The 17,606-nt window shown below is 72.5% G+C and carries 15 protein-coding genes; 4 read left to right on the plus strand and 11 right to left on the minus strand.

Annotated features, from left to right (window positions below; genetic code table 11):
- Nucleotides 1–7: 7 nt before the first annotated feature.
- From ACWDA7_RS01830 to ACWDA7_RS01865, 8 genes are all read right to left on the minus strand, one after another.
- On the minus strand, nt 8–718 hold the full coding sequence (locus ACWDA7_RS01830) for a phosphoadenylyl-sulfate reductase (protein WP_450602255.1): 711 nt from the start codon (nt 716–718) through the stop codon (nt 8–10).
- On the minus strand, nt 715–894 hold the full coding sequence (locus ACWDA7_RS01835) for a hypothetical protein (RefSeq protein WP_059129589.1): 180 nt from the start codon (nt 892–894) through the stop codon (nt 715–717). The genes ACWDA7_RS01830 and ACWDA7_RS01835 overlap by 4 nt, the downstream gene beginning before the upstream one ends.
- Nucleotides 891–2,582, minus strand: a complete 1,692-nt coding sequence (locus tag ACWDA7_RS01840) for a nitrite/sulfite reductase (protein WP_450602256.1) — start codon at nt 2,580–2,582, stop codon at nt 891–893. The genes ACWDA7_RS01835 and ACWDA7_RS01840 overlap by 4 nt, the downstream gene beginning before the upstream one ends.
- Nucleotides 2,583–2,706: 124 nt before the next feature.
- On the minus strand, nt 2,707–2,790 hold the full coding sequence (locus ACWDA7_RS01845) for a putative leader peptide (RefSeq protein ID WP_345942706.1): 84 nt from the start codon (nt 2,788–2,790) through the stop codon (nt 2,707–2,709).
- Between the two features lie 126 nt (nt 2,791–2,916).
- Nucleotides 2,917–3,489, minus strand: coding sequence for a GNAT family N-acetyltransferase (locus tag ACWDA7_RS01850; RefSeq protein ID WP_359401828.1), 573 nt, complete (start codon nt 3,487–3,489; stop codon nt 2,917–2,919).
- A 62-nt stretch (nt 3,490–3,551) separates the two neighbouring features.
- Nucleotides 3,552–4,940: a hypothetical protein gene (locus ACWDA7_RS01855; protein WP_450602257.1), complete on the minus strand. Its 1,389-nt coding sequence runs from the start codon at nt 4,938–4,940 to the stop codon at nt 3,552–3,554.
- Between the two features lie 150 nt (nt 4,941–5,090).
- Entirely contained in the window at nt 5,091–6,461 is a 1,371-nt protein-coding gene (locus tag ACWDA7_RS01860; protein WP_450602258.1) for a GAF domain-containing protein, read from the minus strand.
- A gap of 421 nt (nt 6,462–6,882) precedes the next feature.
- Nucleotides 6,883–8,517, minus strand: a complete 1,635-nt coding sequence (locus tag ACWDA7_RS01865; protein ID WP_450602260.1) for an acyl-CoA dehydrogenase family protein — start codon at nt 8,515–8,517, stop codon at nt 6,883–6,885.
- Nucleotides 8,518–8,639: 122 nt separating this feature from the next.
- Here ACWDA7_RS01865 and ACWDA7_RS01870 point away from each other — a divergent pair, with 122 nt between their 5' ends.
- The gene (locus tag ACWDA7_RS01870) at nt 8,640–9,818 is read left to right on the plus strand and encodes a YihY/virulence factor BrkB family protein (protein WP_450602262.1); all 1,179 of its coding nucleotides are present in this window, start codon (nt 8,640–8,642) and stop codon (nt 9,816–9,818) included.
- A gap of 81 nt (nt 9,819–9,899) precedes the next feature.
- Nucleotides 9,900–10,589, plus strand: coding sequence for a helix-turn-helix domain-containing protein (locus tag ACWDA7_RS01875; RefSeq protein ID WP_450602263.1), 690 nt, complete (start codon nt 9,900–9,902; stop codon nt 10,587–10,589).
- Nucleotides 10,590–10,763: 174 nt separating this feature from the next.
- On the opposite strand, the gene ACWDA7_RS01880 is transcribed toward ACWDA7_RS01875, so the two are convergent.
- Complete coding sequence (locus tag ACWDA7_RS01880) at nt 10,764–11,156, minus strand: VOC family protein (protein ID WP_450602265.1); 393 nt, start codon at nt 11,154–11,156, stop codon at nt 10,764–10,766.
- Between the two features lie 72 nt (nt 11,157–11,228).
- On the opposite strand from ACWDA7_RS01880, the gene ACWDA7_RS01885 reads away from it, so the two are divergent.
- Together ACWDA7_RS01885 and ACWDA7_RS01890 are read left to right on the plus strand one after the other, a co-directional pair.
- Nucleotides 11,229–11,885, plus strand: coding sequence for a ThuA domain-containing protein (locus ACWDA7_RS01885; RefSeq protein ID WP_450602266.1), 657 nt, complete (start codon nt 11,229–11,231; stop codon nt 11,883–11,885).
- A gap of 206 nt (nt 11,886–12,091) precedes the next feature.
- Nucleotides 12,092–13,717 (plus strand): carboxylesterase/lipase family protein, encoded by a 1,626-nt coding sequence (locus tag ACWDA7_RS01890; protein ID WP_450602267.1) that lies wholly within the window; start codon nt 12,092–12,094, stop codon nt 13,715–13,717.
- Nucleotides 13,718–13,789: 72 nt separating this feature from the next.
- Here the strand turns inward: ACWDA7_RS01890 and mmuM are convergent, their stop codons facing one another.
- On the minus strand, nt 13,790–14,722 hold the full coding sequence (gene mmuM / locus ACWDA7_RS01895) for a homocysteine S-methyltransferase (protein WP_450602269.1): 933 nt from the start codon (nt 14,720–14,722) through the stop codon (nt 13,790–13,792).
- A 71-nt stretch (nt 14,723–14,793) separates the two neighbouring features.
- On the minus strand, nt 14,794–17,328 hold the full coding sequence (locus ACWDA7_RS01900; protein WP_450602342.1) for a SpoIIE family protein phosphatase: 2,535 nt from the start codon (nt 17,326–17,328) through the stop codon (nt 14,794–14,796).
- Between the last annotated feature and the right edge of the window lie 278 nt (nt 17,329–17,606).

Consider the following 17,606-nt stretch of genomic DNA (forward strand, 5'->3'; position numbering starts at 1 on the left):
GTCATGGTCAGTCGTGCAGCCCGCACTCGGTCTTGGCCCGGCCCGCCCAGCGCCCGGCGCGCGCGTCCTCGCCCGCGAGGACCCGGCGGGTGCAGGGCGCGCAGCCCACGGAGGCGTAGCCGTCCATCAGAAGCGGGTTGGTCAGGACGCCGTGTTCGGCCACGTACGCGTCCACGTCGTCCTGGGTCCAGCGGGCGATCGGCGAGATCTTGACCTTCTGCCGCTTCTCGTCCCAGCCGACGACCGGGGTGTTCGCCCGAGTGGGGGACTCGTCCCGGCGCAGTCCGGTCGCCCAGGCGTCGTAGCCCGTCAGCCCCTCCTCGAGAGGCTGCACCTTGCGCAGCTTGCAGCACAGGTCGGGGTCGCGCTCGTGCAGCTTCGGGCCGTACTCGGCGTCCTGCTCGGCGACCGTCTGACGCGGTGTGAGCGTGATGACGTTGACGTCCATCACCGCCTCGACCGCGTCACGGGTGCCGATGGTCTCCGGGAAGTGGTACCCGGTGTCGAGGAAGACGACGTCGACGCCGGGCCTCGCGCGCGAGGCGAGGTGGGCGACCACCGCGTCCTCCATGGAGGACGTCACGCAGAAGCGCGTGCCGAAGGTGTCGGCCGCCCATCGGAGGATCTCCAGCGCGGGGGCGTCCTCCAGGTCGCGCCCCGCTTGCTCGGCCAGTGCCCTGAGTTCGCCGGTGCTCCGCTCGTCCCGAGTCGTCGTCATGTCCCGTCCCCTCCCCGATCGGTCTGCACGAGCCCCCGGGCCAACAGCCCCAGGAACTTCAGCTGGAAGGCTCGATTGCACGCTCCGCACTCCCATGCGCCGTGGCCCTGCTCGCTCGGACGCAGGTCCTCGTCGCCGCAGTAGGGGCAGTAGAAGGGAGCGGCCCGCTCGCTCACGACAGCGCCTCCTCGGAAGCCCGGGCCGCCCAGGTCGCGAACCGCTCGCCCTCTTCGCGTTCCGCCTGGAACCGCTTGAGGACGCGCTCGACGTAGTCCGGCAGCTCCTCCGAGGTGACCTTCAGGCCGCGGACCTTGCGGCCGAAGCCGGCCTCCAGGCCGAGCGCGCCGCCCAAGTGCACCTGGAAGCCCTCGACCTGTCGGCCCTGGTCGTCGAGGACGAGCTGGCCCTTGAGGCCGATGTCCGCGACCTGGATACGGGCGCAGGCGTTCGGGCAGCCGTTGATGTTGATGGTGATCGGTTCGTCGAAGTCGGGGATGCGGCGCTCCAGTTCGTCGATCAGCGAGGAACCGCGCGCCTTGGTCTCGACGATGGCGAGCTTGCAGTACTCGATACCGGTGCAGGCCATGGTGCCGCGCCGGAACGGGGAGGGGTGCACCGTGAGGTCGAGCGCCTCCAGGCCCGACACGAGCGAGTCGACCTGCGACTCCACCACATCCAGCACGATCATCTTCTGCTCGACCGTCGTACGGACCCGGCCCGAGCCGTGCGCCTCGGCGAGCTCGGCGATCTTCGTCAGCGTGGCGCCGTCGACCCGGCCGACCCGGGGGGCGAATCCGACGTAGAAACGGCCGTCCTGCTGCCGGTGCACACCGACGTGGTCGCGCCAGCGCTCCACGGGCTGCTCGGGCGCCGGGCCGTCGATCAGCTTCCGCTGCAGGTACTCGTCCTCCAGCACCTGACGGAACTTCTCCACGCCCCAGTCGGCGACGAGGAACTTCAGCCGGGCGCGGGTGCGCAGCCGCCGGTAGCCGTAGTCACGGAAGATCGAGATGACGCCCTCGTAGACGTCGGGCACCTCGTTCAGCGGGACCCACGCGCCGAGCCGCTGCCCGATCTTCGGGTTGGTGGACAGACCGCCGCCGACCCACAGGTCGAAACCCGGGCCGTGCTCGGGGTGGACGACGCCGACGAAGGCGACGTCATTGATCTCGTGCGCCACGTCGAGCAGCGGCGATCCCGAGATGGCGGTCTTGAACTTGCGCGGCAGGTTCGAGAACGCCGGGTTGCCGATGACCCTGCGGTGGATCTCCTCGACGGCCGGCGTGCCGTCGATGATCTCGTCCTCGGCGATGCCGGCGACGGGCGAGCCGAGGATCACGCGGGGGGTGTCACCGCAGGCCTCGGTGGTGGAGAGACCGACGGCCTCCAGGCGGTTCCAGATCTCGGGCACGTCCTCGATCCGGATCCAGTGGTACTGGACGTTCTGCCGGTCGGTGATGTCGGCGGTGCCGCGCGCGAACTCCTGCGAGATCTCGCCGATGACGCGCAGCTGAGGTGTGGTCAGCCGGCCGCCGTCGATCCGGACGCGCATCATGAAGTACTTGTCGTCCAGCTCCTCCGGCTCCAGGATCGCGGTCTTGCCGCCGTCGATCCCGGGCTTGCGCTGGGTGTACAGGCCCCACCAGCGCATCCGGCCCCGCAGGTCGTTGGGGTCGATGGAGTCGAAGCCCCGCTTGGAGTAGATCGTCTCAATGCGTGTCCGCACATTGAGACCGTCGTCGTCCTTCTTGAACTGTTCGTTGCCGTTGAGCGGGGTGAAGTGACCCACGGCCCACTGGCCCTCGCCACGGTGTCGGCTCACCTTGCGGCGGGGCGTGGCGGGATTCTCCGGGGTGGCAGCCATGGTGGATACGTCCTTCGGACAGGCAGGGGGAGCGGCTCTGACCTGCGCGCGCGGGCACGCGAGAGGCGTGCGCGGCAGTGCGCGACGAGGCAAATAAAGGGAAAACCGGGCTGGCTGGAGGCTGTCAGCTCGCCGGACAGATGGCGCTGGACATGCGGCCGAGGTCGACGTGCCGCCGACTCACCAAGGCAACTCCAGTTCCAGACATGATGGAAGCGTGGCACGGTGCTCTGGACGCAGTCCAGCTTTATCCATCATGCGGACACCCTTGTCCCGGGATGTGGAACAAGGGTGTCATCGGTCACAGGACCGTGAAGCGTTGTGTCAACGCAGGTCAGGCTGGGTAAGCCCCAGGCCAGGGCCCCGGGGTCGGCGCGTCGGGCTCCTCCTCGACCTTGGTGTCGAAGAGCCTGAAGCCACGGCGCAGGTAGTTGTCCATCGCGTGTTCGCCGTCCTTGCTGCACGTATGCACCCACACCCGCTTCGTCGGGGCCAGCCCGGGCCAACGGTCCGCGAGGTCCCAGGCGCGGGCGGCTCCGTACGACAGCAGGTGCCCGCCGATGCGCCGGCCCCGGAACGCCGGGAGCAGCCCGAAGTAGAGGATCTCCACCACGCCCTCGTCCTGGGGTTCCAGCTCCACGTACCCGGCGGGCGTCCCCCCTTCGTGAGCGACCCAGGTCTCCACACCCCGCCGGTTCAGATGTTCCTCCCACCGGGCGTACGTCCAGCCGAGCCGGTCGGTCCAGCGGATGTCCCCGCCGACCGATGCGTACAGAAAGCGGCTGAACTCCGGCGAGGGCACCTGGGCGCGGACGACGCGGACGTCGCCCTCGGGGGCCTTCGCGGGCAGCACATCGGCCGGGGACGTCTGCTCCAGGGACCACGTGGTCACGGTGAGGGTGCTCATGCGGTCAGGGAATCACGGAGGCCCGCGGTACGACAAAGGGGTCGCGGCAGGGGGCCGGGCTCCTAGTCCAGCGCGTCGTCCACCGAGTCCAGTGGCACCGCGTACAGCACCCGGCCCCCGGCCGCCGTGAGTCCCTCGTCCGCGTCCTCGCTCACGGCTCCCACCGTCAGCGTCCACAGCTCGCCGGTCTCCTGCCAGTACGACAGGGAGGCGGTGTGGCGGCCCCAGCAGGCCTGGGTCGCGTCGGCGGAGCAGGTGGCCGCCTTGGCTCCGGAGGCGTTCTGCCGCCAGAGCGTGCCGTGCCGGCCGCGGACGGTGGGCGCGGGGTCGATGTACCAGTCGCTCCGGTCCGCCCCGTTGCGCCGGTGCGAGAGCACGCCCCGCACCCCGGTCGCCTCCGTCTCGTAGGACTCGCTCGCCGTGACGTCGCCGTGCGTGTCGGTGGCGAGCAGACCGGCGTGGCGGGGCACGGTGCTGAACGGGTAGCGCCACAGGCGGGTCGACGTGGCGCTGCTGCCGGCACGGAACCGCTCGGCGGCCACCAGGCTGTGCGGGGTCGAGGTGCGGTCGAGCGAGAGCGCGGAGAAGCAGGGGACCGAGCGGTCGTCGGCGGTGGAACAGGGGCCGCCGGTCAGACGGTAGGAGCCGACCGTGGGGAGCACGTACTGGTAGCCGTGCGCGGCATAACCGCGGCCGACCCGGCCGATGGCGGGGCTGTCGACGTCCGCCCGCAGGATGCGGTGCAGGTCGAAGACCAGCAGGGAGTCGCGGGAGGTGACGAAGAGCTTGTCCCGGTACCAGACCATGCCGGACAGAGCGGTGCGTACGGCGGTGAAGTCCTTGCCGCCGGCGCGCGGGGCCACCAGCAGGACCCAGCGGTAGGCGAGGCGGGCGCGGTCGTCGGCGTCGACGAAGGCGATCCGGGCCAGGCCCCGGTCGGCGGCCGGCTCGCCCGGCGCACGGTCGTTGTGCGTCCAGCCCGCCAGGATGACCCGGTCGGGGCCCCAGCGGCCGTCTGCTTCGGCGTCTCCGGAGGTGGTGACGGACCGCGGCAGCCACTGGGCGGTCGTCGCGTCCTCGTGGTCCCAGCAGTACGCCCGCGTGGCGGTCGGCTTCACCGGCAGCGCGGCGGTCTCGGCGGCGTCGCACGCGGACCGGTCGCGCAGCGTGCGGTCGGCGGAGGCGAGGACGCCGTAGACGTCGACCCCGCCCCCCATCGCATGGGTGAGCCCGTCCAGGGTGGCGCGGTCGGTGAGGTTTTCATGGAGGCGGAACGTCGCGGTCCGGGCCGCGCCGGTGACCCGGGTGAGGCTGCCGGGGTCGTCTCCGCCGGCGGCCTGTGAGGTGCTGATCAGCGTGGCGGCGGCGGTCAGCGCGAGCGCGGTCCCGGCCAGCGTGGCCCGCAGCGCACGACCCCTGCGCCTGCGGCGATGTCGGCCACGGTGCGTCATACAACCTCCCGACGTAGGCCAACTGCTCCTCGGTGTCCGGACATTGACGTGAGGTGCGGGTGGGGTGGCCTGTGGGAGGGATGCTACGGCAGAAGGGTGCGGAGCCGGTCGAAGACCGGGGAAAATGGAGGGTTGTCCCCACCATGAGGGCTAAACGCCGGGGCGGGGGACGAGCGGTGGGGCGAGCTGACAGCCGGTCTCCGGGCCGGGCAGGGCCAGTTGTGCGCCGGTGGGGTCCAGCAGGCTGCCCCGCGCCCGTACCACCCCCGGCGCCATCGAGTGCGGCAGCAGGTCACGGGGGTCGGCAGGGGCCAGCAACTCCACTTCCGCGGACTCGCAGAAACGATACGGCCGGTGTTCCAGGAACGCCCCCAGGTATCGGCGCACCCGGGACATCTCCGCGCGGACCGTGACCGTGCGGGCCGGGTCGCCGAACACGTCGGAGGCCAGGGCCGCGGCCGTGCGACCGGTGCGGCTGATGGCCAGCAGGTAGAGCAACTCCGTGTGCCGGGGGCTGAGTTCATGGGTCCAGGAGCCCGCGTCGCCCGACACGGTCACCGACCAGCGGCGCGGGTGCGTCACGTCCAGGACGACACGTGTGGTGGGTACGGGTGCGGGTGCGTCCGCGATCCGGATCAGCCAGCCGCCCGGCAGCGGCTCCACCGTGCAGGGTCCCCATGCCGGCAGCAGGCAGTGGCCGGGCGACAGAGACGTGGGCAGGGCGACACGACCGGTGTACGGAATCCCGGTCACCGCGGCCGTCCAGCCGTCCGTGTCCACCGCCAGCGCCCGGCCGCCCAGTTTCGCCAGCAGCGGTGCCGCCACCGCACGCAGCCCCTCCAAGGACGTGAGATGCACCTCCCGCAGCCGTGCCTCCGCGAGTTTCGCCACCGCGTCCACCCAGGCGAGCGTCGCCGGATGCATCGTCTCCAGCGGACCACTGACGTCCACGACCCCGATCAGCCGGCCGTCGCGCGGATCGGTGATCGGGGCACCCGTGCACGTCCACGAAGCGTGGGACCGTACGAAGTGCTCCGAGGCGAACACCTGCACAGGGCGCCGGGTCACCGTCGGAGTGCCCACGCCGTTCGTGCCGACGATCCTCTCACCCCAGTCCGCACCGGGCTCGAAGCCCATTCCGTCCGCCTTGCGCAGCACCGACGAGCTGCCCTCGCGCCACAGCACCCGCCCCTCCGCGTCCGCGATGACCATGATGTGCTGCGCCACGTCGGCGACCGACAGCAGGCCCTCGCGCAGCACCGGAAGCACGTGCCGCAGCGGCGAGTCCTGGCGGCGCCGCTCGATCTCCTCACGGCTCAGAAGGCCGGCCCGGAAGTCGTGGTCGGGGTCCACACCGCTGCGCAGCATCCGTCCCCACGACGCCTCGATCACCGGGCGCGGCGCGACGGGGGCGCGCTGTCCCGAGAGCGTTGCGCTGCGTACTTCGTTGGGCACACGCGCCGCCTGCGTGGCATCCGGCGCGACGAGCCGGGTGACGTCTTTCCTGGTCGAGTGCGTCACTGAACTTCCCCCTGTTCCTGGCTCGTTCGCCGTGAGCAGCTCAGCGGATGCCGCACACCCCTCGGCTCACTCGCCGTGCGTGACCGCCGGCGGATTCCGGGCATGAGCCACGGAACCCGTGTTGACGCTGGGTCTCATCTTGCCGCCTGCCCGCTACGGAGGGGTGCACTCCGGCAACAGTGAGCAGCAAGTTGCAACCTCTTGCAACCCTGGCGAACGGTCCGGCGGTCATTGAAACTTGTTCAACGCCGCTCACGCGGCGGCCGTGGTCCTTGAAACGGGGCCAGGAGCGGGGGTGGTGCCGTGTCGGCGCAGCATCACCCCCGCCACACGCGCCCCGCGGGGGACGCGCGTTGCGTCACGGGCTTGGGGGAGCCCGTGACGTGCGCGCCCAAGGGGCCGTGAGAGACCGCGGCGAGCGTCAGACGACGGGCCGTGCCCGCTCCACCACCGTGGCCAGATCCAGGCTGTGCGGCAGCGTGCCGAAGGCCGAGCCCCAGTCGCCGCCGAGCCGGGAGGCGCAGAAGGCGTCGGCGACCTCCGGCGGCGCGTAGCGGACCAGCAGCGATCCCTGGAGCACCAGCGCGATCCGCTCGACCACGCGGCGGGCCCGCCCCTCGATGCCGTCCAGGTCGGCGAGTTCGGCGAGCAGGTTCTTGATCGCGCCGTCCAGGCGGTGGTCGGCGCCACGCGCCAGGCCGACCTCCTGCAGATAGGCGTTCAGGGCCTGCGGTTCGCGCTGGAGCGCGCGCAGCACGTCGAGCGCCTGGACGTTGCCCGCGCCCTCCCAGATGGAGTTGAGCGGGGACTCCCGCAGCAGCCGGGGCATGCCCCACTCCTCGACATAGCCGTTCCCGCCGAAGCACTCCGACGCCTCCGCCACCAGCGGAGTGCACCGCTTGGTCACCCAGTACTTGGCGGCCGGCACCGCGAGCCTGAGGAACGCCCGCTCCTGCTCGCTGCCGTCGTCGTAGGCCGCCGCGAGCCGCAGCCCGAGGGTCGTCGCCGCCTCCGACTCCAGGGCCAGGTCGGCCAGTACGTTGCGCATCAGGGGCTTGTCGACGAGCGTGCCACCGAACGCCTCCCGGTAGGTGCAGTGATGGATCGCCTGCGCCACGGCCTGCCGCATGAGCGCCGCCGAGCCGAGGACGCAGTCGAGCCTCGTGGCCGCCACCATCTCGATGATGGTGCGCACCCCGCGCCCCTCCTCACCGACCCGGCGCGCCCAGGTGCCGTCGAACTCGACCTCGCTGGACGCGTTGGACCGGTTGCCGAGCTTGTCCTTGAGCCGCTGGATCATGAAGACGTTCCGGGTGCCATCCTCCAGCACGCGCGGGACGAGGAAGCAGGTCAGCCCATCCGGTGCCTGGGCCAGCACCAGGAACGCGTCGGACATGGGCGCTGAGCAGAACCACTTGTGGCCCGTCAGCTCGTACGTGCCGTCCTCGGCGAGCGGCCGGGCCGCCGTCGTGTTGGCGCGCACATCGCTGCCGCCCTGCTTCTCCGTCATGCCCATACCGAAGAGGACACCGGCCTTCTCCGCGGCGGGACGCAGACCCCGGTCGTAGACCATGGACGTCAGCCGAGGCTCCCACTCGGCGGCCAGCGCCGGGTCCGTGCGCAGCGCGGGCACCGCCGCGTGGGTCATCGACAGGGGGCAGCCGTTGCCGGCCTCGGCCTGCGTCCAGAGCACGAACGCGGCAGCGCGGCGGACATGCCCGCCCGGGCGCGGCCAGGCCGAGGTCAGGCCCGCGGCCACACCCTTGCCGAGCAGCCGGTGCCAGGCCGGATGGAACTCGACCTCGTCGATGCGGTTGCCGTAGCGGTCGTGGGTCCGCAGCTTCGGTGGGTTCTCATTGGCCTGCGCGCCCCATTCCTGCACCTGGGCGGAGCCGACACTCCGCCCGAGCCCCGACAGGTCGTCGCGGGCCTCATCGAGAAGCGCGGGGTCCAGATGCCGCTCGACGGCCTCCACGAGGGCGCGGTCGGCGGTGAAGACGTCATGTCCCACCAGGGGCGGAGCCTGGTTGGTGACAGTGTGCGTGGTGGCTGCCATGGGCCGAACCTACCCTTCAGTACGCCATCGGTCACCCGTATCGCGCGGGCCGTGCGCCACACCCGTCGAGCCCGTCCCACCGGGAGATGAGCCCGGACACCGGCGGCGGATACCGTTGGGGCGTGCAGTCAGCAGCAAAAGAGAACCCCGAGCCGCCGTCCGGCCGCCTCCACCGGGCACGTGCCCTCTACCGGAATGTCTCCAAACGCAGGACCGCCTGGCTGCTGCTGAAGGACACGGTCGACTCGTGCCTGGAGTACCGCATCCTCGGCCTGGCGGCCGAGGCGGCGTTCTTCACGCTGCTGTCCGTGCCGCCGCTGCTGCTGAGCCTCATCGGACTGCTGGGCTACGTCGACGACTGGACCGGCGCCGACACCATCCAGAGCCTGGAGAACAACCTCCTGGAGGCGTCTCGCACGGTCCTGTCCGACAAGGGCGTCGCGCAGATCGCCCAGCCGATCCTGCACGATGTGATGAAGGGCGGACGGCCCGACGTGATCTCCATCGGGTTCCTGTTCGCGCTGTGGTCGGGGTCGCGGGCGGTGAACGTCTTCATCGACACGATCACGGTGATGTACGGGCTCGACGGCACCCGGGGCATCGTGAAGACCCGGCTGCTCGCGTTCGTCCTCTTCATCGTGGCGCTGCTGATCGGCTCGGTCGCGCTGCCGCTGATGGTGGCGGGGCCGGACGCGGTCGTGAACGTCGTGCCGTGGTCGACGACGGTGGTGCAGGTCCTGTACTGGCCGGTGGTCATCGTCCTGTCGATCGTGTTCCTGACGACGCTGTACCACGTGTCCGTGCCCGTGCGGTCACCGTGGGTGGAGGACGTGCCCGGGGCCCTGGTGGCCCTCGCGATGTGGGTGCTCGGCTCCTTCCTGCTGCGCATCTACCTGACCCACACCATCGAGGGCCCGACGATCTACGGATCGCTGGCCGCGCCCGTCGCCGTGCTGCTGTGGATCGGTGTGTCCGCCTTCGCGGTGCTGGTGGGCGCCGCCGTGAACGCGGCCATCGACCGGGTCTGGCCGGCCGCGGCCACCGCGGCGGCCCGCGAGGCCAACGAGCGACTGCGTCAGGAGCAGGCCGCGGAGTACGTGGCCCGCGCCGCGGCGGCCCGCCCGGACGACCCCGACGACCTCGACGACCTCGACGACGCGGACGACCCGGACATGCCGTCCGAGTTCCCGGAGCGCTGGTCGCGCTTCCTGCCCCCGGAGGACGTCACCTCCCGCCTGCGGACACAGGTCCGCAGCGCCCCCCACCCGCCGCGGAAGGGCGACGTCGGGCCGCAGGAGTGAGACGGACGCCCCGCCCCTCGCCCTCCTGGCGCGGGGCCGTTCCCCGCAAGCCCCGCTCGCCCGGGGCGTAGCGTGGCGGTCGTGTACGCGGAGAGGCCGTCACGGTTCACCGGAGCGGTGGTGTGGCACCGCACGCTTGAGCCCGCCGTGGTCCGGCCGGTGCTGCCCGACGGCTGCATGGACCTGTTGTGGACCGAGGGCAGGCTGCTGGTCGCCGGCCCGGACACGCACGCCCACCAGCCCGGGGGTCCGGCCGCGCGCTGGGCGGGCGTCCGCTTCCACCCCGGCACCGCCCCGGCCCTCCTGGGCGTTCCGGCGTACGAACTCCGTGACCGGCGCGTCGAGCTGGCCGATCTGTGGCCAGCCGCCGACGTGCGCCGGCTGACCGCGCGCGTGAACGCCGCCGCCGATCCCGCGACCGCGCTGGAGGAGATCGCGCTGGACCGGGCCGCGCTCTCGCCGGGCCCCGACCCGCTGCTCAGCGCGGTGGTCGCGGCCCTCGAAGCGGGCCGCTCGGTCGCCGCCACCGCCGATGAGCTGGGTCTGGGTGCACGCCAGTTGCACCGCCGCTCACTCGCCGCGTTCGGGTACGGGCCGAAGACCCTGGCCCGTGTGCTGCGGTTGCAGCTGGCGCTGGCGCTGGCTCGGTCCGGGGTGTCCTACGCCGAGACCGCGGCTCGCGCGGGTTTCGCGGACCAGGCTCATCTGGCCCGGGACGTACGCGAGTTGGCGGGGATGCCGCTGGGTGAGCTACTGGCCCGCGGTCACTGAGGCGGAGAACGGACCGGTTCCTTGACCCGGGAGCAAACGCAGGCCCCCAGGAGACGCAGCACCTCGAGATCGCGCCCCTCTCACAGAGCCCGCAACAGCCGTAGTGGGCGAAGCCGCTGCCGCGGCGACCTCGGTATCCCCGTCGATGCCGAGGTCGCTTGTCCTTGGAACCGCTCAGTGCAGGGTCGCGAACAGGTCGACGCCGTTGCCGTCCGGGTCGTGCACGACCGCGTACCGCATCCCCCACACGGCGTCCCACGGCTTGAGCTCGCCGTGGTGACCGGCACTCACCAGTTCCTCGTAGAGATGGTCCACCTCGACGGGGGAGTCGCACCGGAAGGCGAGGGAGACCCGGCCGCCCCCGCTCGGCGGCTGCCAGCCGGTGTGGAAGGAACGGACGGTCTCCTCGGTGTCCAGGGCGAGCCGCAGCCCACCGGGCAGCTCCGCCTCGACATGGGGCAGGCTCTCGGCGCCCTCGGGGAAGACGAGCCCGAGGCGGCGGTAGAAGGCGAGGGAAGCGGCCAGGTCGGAGACGACCAGGCCGATCACATCGAATCGTGGAGTCATGCGGCCACCGTAGGCAGCCGGCGGGGGACGGGTCTTGAACGAATCGGACAGCACACGTCCTAGGCTCAGGCCATGGCCTTCCGTGTCCTCGTGTACACCCGTACCACCGACTACCGGCATGACTCCATCCCGGACGCCGTCGCCGCCGTGGGTGCCCTCGGGGCCGGGCACGGCTTCACGGCCGACGCCACCGAGGACCCGGGCGTCTTCGCATCGGGCCTCGGCGCATTCGCGGCGGTCGTCTTCCTCTCCACCACCGGCGAGGTCCTGACCCCGCGGGGACGCGCCGGGCTGGAGGCGTACATGCGGGATGGCGGCGGGTTCGTCGGTGTGCACGCGGCCGCCTGCGCCGAGGACGACTGGCCGTACTACGGCGAACTGCTGGGCGCCCGGTTCGCCCGGCACCCCGACCTCCAGCCGGGCAGGGCGGTCGTCGAGGACCGAGACCATCCGGCGACCCGGCACCTGCCCGCCGTGTGGGATTTCACGGACGAGTGGTACGACTTCCGTACCAGCCCGCGGGGTTCGGTGCGCGTCCTCGCCTCGGCGGACGAATCCTCGTACGAGGGCGCCGGGATGGGCGCGGACCACCCGCTGGTGTGGTGCCGTGAGCAGGGTGCCGGCCGGGTGTTCTACACCGCGCTGGGACACGCCGCCGAGGCGTACGAGGACCCGGACTTCCGCGCCCATCTCCTCGGTGGCATCCGCTGGGCGGCGCGGGCGGAGTAGGCGCCGTCCGCCGGTGCGCTTCACCGGCCGGCCACCTCGCCGCCGCCGGTCTCCTGTGTCCCGTGCGACGAAGGAGACCGTCGTGCCGATGCGGATGTGGTCGCACTCTTGTCGGGACACGCGGACGCCTTCTGTGCGGCTCGGCGATCCGGGAAAGTGATGTGATGCGGTGAAACGGGCAGTCCCCGGCGTGTGAGGAGAGCCGTATGGAGCGCGCGGACGAGGTGGCCGGCAATCCGGCGAGTGCATCGGGCCCCGTGGTCCGCACCCCCCACGGAGCCGTGCGCGGCCGCTACGAACAGGGGGTCGCCGTCTTCCGCGGCATCCCCTTCGCCGCCCCGCCCTTCGGCGCGCACCGCTTTCGCCCGCCCGTCCCGCCCGAACCGTGGGACGGGGTGCGGGACGCGGGCGCGTACGGGCCGACTCCGCCCAAGCCGCCGTACTCGGAGGCCTTCGCCCGCTATCTGAGCGACCCCGTGGTGGCCGGGGACGACTGCCTCAACCTCAACGTCTGGACACCGGACCCGAGCCCCGGCGCCCGGCTCCCGGTGATGGTCTGGATCCACGGCGGCGCCCTGACCCGCGGCTCCTCCGCCGTGCCCGTCTACGACGGCAGCGCCTTCGCCCGCGACGGTGTCGTCTTCGTCTCCTTCAACTACCGGCTGGGCGTGGAGGGTTACGGACTCTTCCCGGACGCCCCACCCAACTCCGGGCTGCGTGACCAGCTCGCCGCGCTGGAGTGGGTGCACGACGCCATCGTCGCGTTCGGCGGCGATCCGGACCGGGTGACCGTGTTCGGCGAGTCGGCGGGCGCCATCAGCATCGGCGCCTTGCTGGCGAGTCCGCGCACCCGGGGGCTGTTCCACCGGGCCGTGCTGCAGAGCGGGCCGCCGGAGTCGACCGACCGGGACCGGGTCCGGCGCCTGGTGCGCCGCATGGCCACGAAGTTGAAGGTACCGGCGACGGCGGCCGCCTTCGCCCAGGTGGACCGCACCGTGCTGGCCGACACTCAGGCGGAGGTGGGCCGCCGGGCCAGCCCGATCCTCGGCGGACCCGCCTTCGGGATCATCGTGGACGGCGACCTGGTGCCGCGCGACCCGCTCGAAGCGCTGCTCGACGGTGCCGCCCGGGACATCCCCCTGCTCATGGGCTGGACCAGTGAGGAGCACCGGCTGTGGCTCGCGCCCACCGGGCTGATCGAGCGCATCGACAGGCTCGGCGCGGTCGCCATGGCCGGCGCGATGGCCCGCTGCCACTGCGGCCCCGACGTCCCGCGCGGCTACCGCAACGCCCACCCGGACGCCCCCATCTCAGACCTGGTGGGCCAGATGGTCACGGACTTTCTGCTCCGCCATCCCCTGCACCGCCTGGCCGGTTCCCGCGCGGGCGAGGGCGACGCGCCGTGCCATGTCTACGAGTTCGCCTGGCGCTCGGGGCTCCCCGGCCTCGGCGCCTGCCACGCGCTGGAGCTGGGCTTCGTCTTCGACAGCGCGGATGTGCCGGAAGCGGCGAAGCTCGCCGGCCCCGACGCGCCCCGCGCGCTCGCACACGAGATGCACTCCGCATGGGTGCGCTTCGCGACGGACGGCGACCCGGGCTGGCCCGCATGGGACGACAGCCACCCGGTGCGAATCTTCGGCGGCGACGGCGACCCGGTCGTACACGGCCCCCGCGACGGCGAGATGGAGCTGTGGGAGACCGCGTCCACACCTCCGGTGCCGGCCTCCGCGCCGGGTGCGGGAAACGGTTCGATGCTGCGGGGCGCGGTTCCGCTGTCGGCGGTACGCCGCCTGCGGCGGCCCGGGGGTGTGCGACGCAGCGATGCGGAGTGACACGAGCGGCGGCGTTCCGCCGGCGGGCGGCTCAGGCCGGGGTCGGGGTGGTCCGAAGTGCCGTCGGGTGGCTCAGGCCGGGATCGGCCGAAGCGTTTCGGTGATCGAGGCGATCTCCTGCGGGCCCACCCGGCAGCACCCCCCGATCAGCCGCGCCCCCGCGTCGCGCCAGCCCGTGACCCGGGTCGCGGCGAAGGTGGTGCGGCCGTCCCAGGCGCGTGCCTGGGCGTCCCAGGTCTCGCCGCTGTTCGGGTAGACCACCACCGGCTTGCCCGTCACCAGCGCGGCCGTCTCGACAGCGGCGTCCACGTCCCCGGGCGCGCAGCAGTTGACGCCCACCGCGATCACCTCGTCCGCGTCGGCGGCCAGGGCGAACGCCTCCTGAAGCGGCTGTCCCGCGCGCGTGCGGTCGCCGGAGACGGTGTAGGACAGCCAGGCCGGCACGCCGAGCCCGCGTACCGCCCGCAGCAGCGCTTCGGCCTCGTCCGTGTCCGGGACCGTCTCCAGCGCCAGTACGTCCGGGCCGGCCGCGGCCAGCACCTCCAGTCGGGTGCGGTGGAAGGCCTCCAGCTCGGCGACCGTGCGGCCGTATCGGCCCCGGTACTCGGAGCCGTCCGCGAGCATCGCACCGTACGGTCCCGCGGAGGCGGCCACCCACAGTGGCCGGCCGGCGCCCTTGGCGCGCGCCCGATCCGCCGCTTCCCGGGCCAGGTCCACGCTCAGGGCCAGAAGACCCGCCGCCTGCTCGCGGCCGATGCCCCGCCGTGCGAAGCCCTCGAACGTCGCCTGGTAGCTGGCCGTGATCGCCACGTCCGCGCCCGCCTCGAAGTACGCGAGGTGCGCCGCGGTGATCGCCTCCGGCCGCTCCGCGAGCAGCCGGGCCGACCACAGTTCGTCGCTCAGGTCGTGCCCGGCGGACTCCAGCTGGTTCGACATGCCGCCGTCGAGGACGAGGGTCCCGCCGGCCAGGGCGTCGGCGAGGGCGGGAGTGGTGTTGCCGGTCATGTCACGACGCTAGTCGATGCACGGGCGGCCGCCCCGGGGATGTCCAGCAGGTGGGCGTGCGGCCTGGCCGGTCAGGCGACCCGGATGCCCACGATGCAGGTGTCGTCGTCCGTGTCCGACTTGCTGTAGGTGAGCAGCCGGTCCAGCTGCTGGTCCAGCGTCGGGGGCACCGTACGCGCGGCGGTCAGCAGCTGGGCGAGCGACTCCTCCACGGACCTGTCACGGCGCTCGATCAGGCCGTCCGTGTACATCAGCAGGGTGTCGTCGACGGCGAGCTGGACCTCGTGCTCCGCGTACGCCGCCTCGGCCACGGCCCCGAGCAGCAGCCCCTTGACCAGGGGCAGCGTGGCCGCCTCGCTGCCGCGTACCAGGACGGGCGGCAGATGGCCCGCCCTGGCCCACCGCAGGGTGTGGCGGTCCGGGTCGTACAGGCCGCAGACCGCCGTGGCGGTGACGGCGCCGGTCAGATGGTGGGCCACCATGTTGAGCCAGGACAGCAACTGGCCGGGTCCCGCACCCGTCACGGCGAGTCCGCGCAGCGCGTTGCGCAGCACGACCATGCTGGTCGCCGCCTCGATGCCGTGTCCCGCCACGTCGCCCACGCTCACCAGCACCAGTCCGGACGGCAGGAGGACCGCGTCGTACCAGTCACCGCCGACCAGTTGCTCTGTCTCCGCGGGCCGGTAGCGCACCGCCACCTGGAGGCCGGGAGCCTCCAGCGGCGCCTGCTCCGGAGGCATGATGGCCTGCTGCAGCTGGAGGGTGAGCCGGTTGCGTTCGCTCGCCTGCTGCTCGGTGTGCGCGAGCTGGTCACGGGTGGCGGCGAGCGCGACCTCGGTCCAGTGCTGGGCGGAGATGTCCTGGTAGGCGCCGCGCACCACGAACAGGCGGCCGGCGGAGTCGAGTACGGGCTCGGCCACCACGCGCATATGACGGGTCACCCCGTCGGGACGCTGCAGCCGGAAGGCGGTGGACGCGGGCCGCCGCTGGTGGAGCAGGGTGCGCAGGAACCTGCCGATGGCGACGGCGTCGTCGGGGTGCGCGTGGGCGGGCAGGTCCTCCAGCGGCACCGGGGAGCCGGACGTGGGCTTGCCGTAGAGGCTGAAGAGCTGGCCGTTCCAGGTGATCTCGCCGGTGAGCAGGTTCTCCTCGAAACCGCCGATGCGGCCGAGGCGCTGGGCGTGCTGGAGCAGACTCGCGAGACGTGCCGTCTCGTCCTCGATGCGCCAGATGAGCAGGACGCTGCCGCCGTGCCGGCTGACGTTGATGTCGGCCACCGCCGCCAGCGGCACATCGTCCACCAGTGCGGTGAGCCGCATGCGGTGGGCGCGGAAGGGCTCGCCCGTGGCGTATACGCGCTCGACCCGGTCGAAGAGCTCGCACTCCCCGGCGGCCATCGGATAGGCCTCGAGCAGCAACGCACCGTTGACGACGCCGCGCGGCCGGCCCGCGGGGTCGAGGAACCTGCTGTTGACATGCTGGATCCGGAAGTCGACGAGCTCGCCGTCGGCGTCGAGGTGCGGCACCAGCACAAGGGCGGGGTCGTGCAGCCCGTCCGCCAGGTCCATCAGCTCCGCGACGTCGGGCAGGACGCGGGGTCTCGGTGTGTCGTCGGGGTGCTGGAGGGCGTAGGTCTCCAGGGTGTGGGCGCACAGCTCGGCCAGCGCCTCGACCTGACGCACTATCTGCGGGGGCTGCGGATCAAGCGGGAACGGCCAGGCGATCTCCAGCACGCCGTGGATCCGCCCGCCGGTGCCGGCCGGCAGGGCGACCCTGCCCCCGTCGGGGTGGTGGTGTTGGCCGATGGAGGGCATACCGGTCCGGGACAGGGAGCCGATCCACTGCCCTGCGCGCTCGGCGAGACCGCGACGCGCCACGGTCGTCACGCCCGGCGGCACGTACCGCCACCGTGCGGCCTCCGCCGAGGAGAAGCCGGCACTGCCGGCCAGCGTGAGCGAGCCGTCGGACCCCGCGGCCCAAATGGCGACGGCCACCGCACCGAGCGGAGTCAGGGCGTGCTCCAGCAGGGAGTCGGCGACGGCCTGTGTGTCGTGCGCGGCGAGCGCCCCGCTCTCGGCGGCCCGCAGCCGTACGGCGGAGGACTCGCCCGTCGGCCCGTCGCCCGCTTCGGATCCCTCTTCGTCGCGGGCCTCGGTGGCGACGGCCAGGAAGGCGGCGGCGACCTCCGACAGACGATCCCGCGAGGCCTGGTTGATGACGTCGACCGCGAATTCGAGGGGGGGCACACCCGCCTGTTCGGTCAACTCGGCGAGCTGCCGGGCCGCTTGTGCCGGTCCGCAGCGCAGCCGTTCGACCAGGATGCCCTTGGCGAGTTCGATCAGGGCCCGACCGTCCGCCTCGGCCTGCGCCGCCCGCACCTCGCGGCGCAGCCGCTCCACGGTCGCGGCGAGCCTGCCCACGGGAGTGGCCGACCGGTGCCCGTCCTCATCGACGACCCCGGCCCCGCCCACCCCGTCGGCACGTACCGACTCCGCGTCGACGGAGGCCACGGCGACGGACTCGACGCCGATCAGTGCGGTGCCCGTGGTGTATCCGGTCTCGGCCGGGGCGACGAGACCGGGCCATGTGCCTGGCGGGGCCGGCATGCCCGGATCGCCCTCGGCCGGGCCGAGGGCTTCCTGTTCCGTGTCTGCCGGGGCCAGGCCTCCTCGCCCGGTCGGCGCCCCGTGGTCGCCGCCCGCCTCGGTGGCCGCGGGTGCCTCGGAGCCCGCCGAGCCGGCCGTGGCCTGCTCGGTGTCCGCCGGGTGCGGCCCCGTCTGCTCGGGCGGTTGTTCGGGATTGGTCACGGTCGGCCCGTTCCTCGGCTCGGGCGTACGGGGACGCCACGCGGAGGGCGCCGGTCGGCGCCCGGTCGGCTGCTGCG

The organism is Streptomyces sp. NPDC001156 (assembly GCF_053598275.1).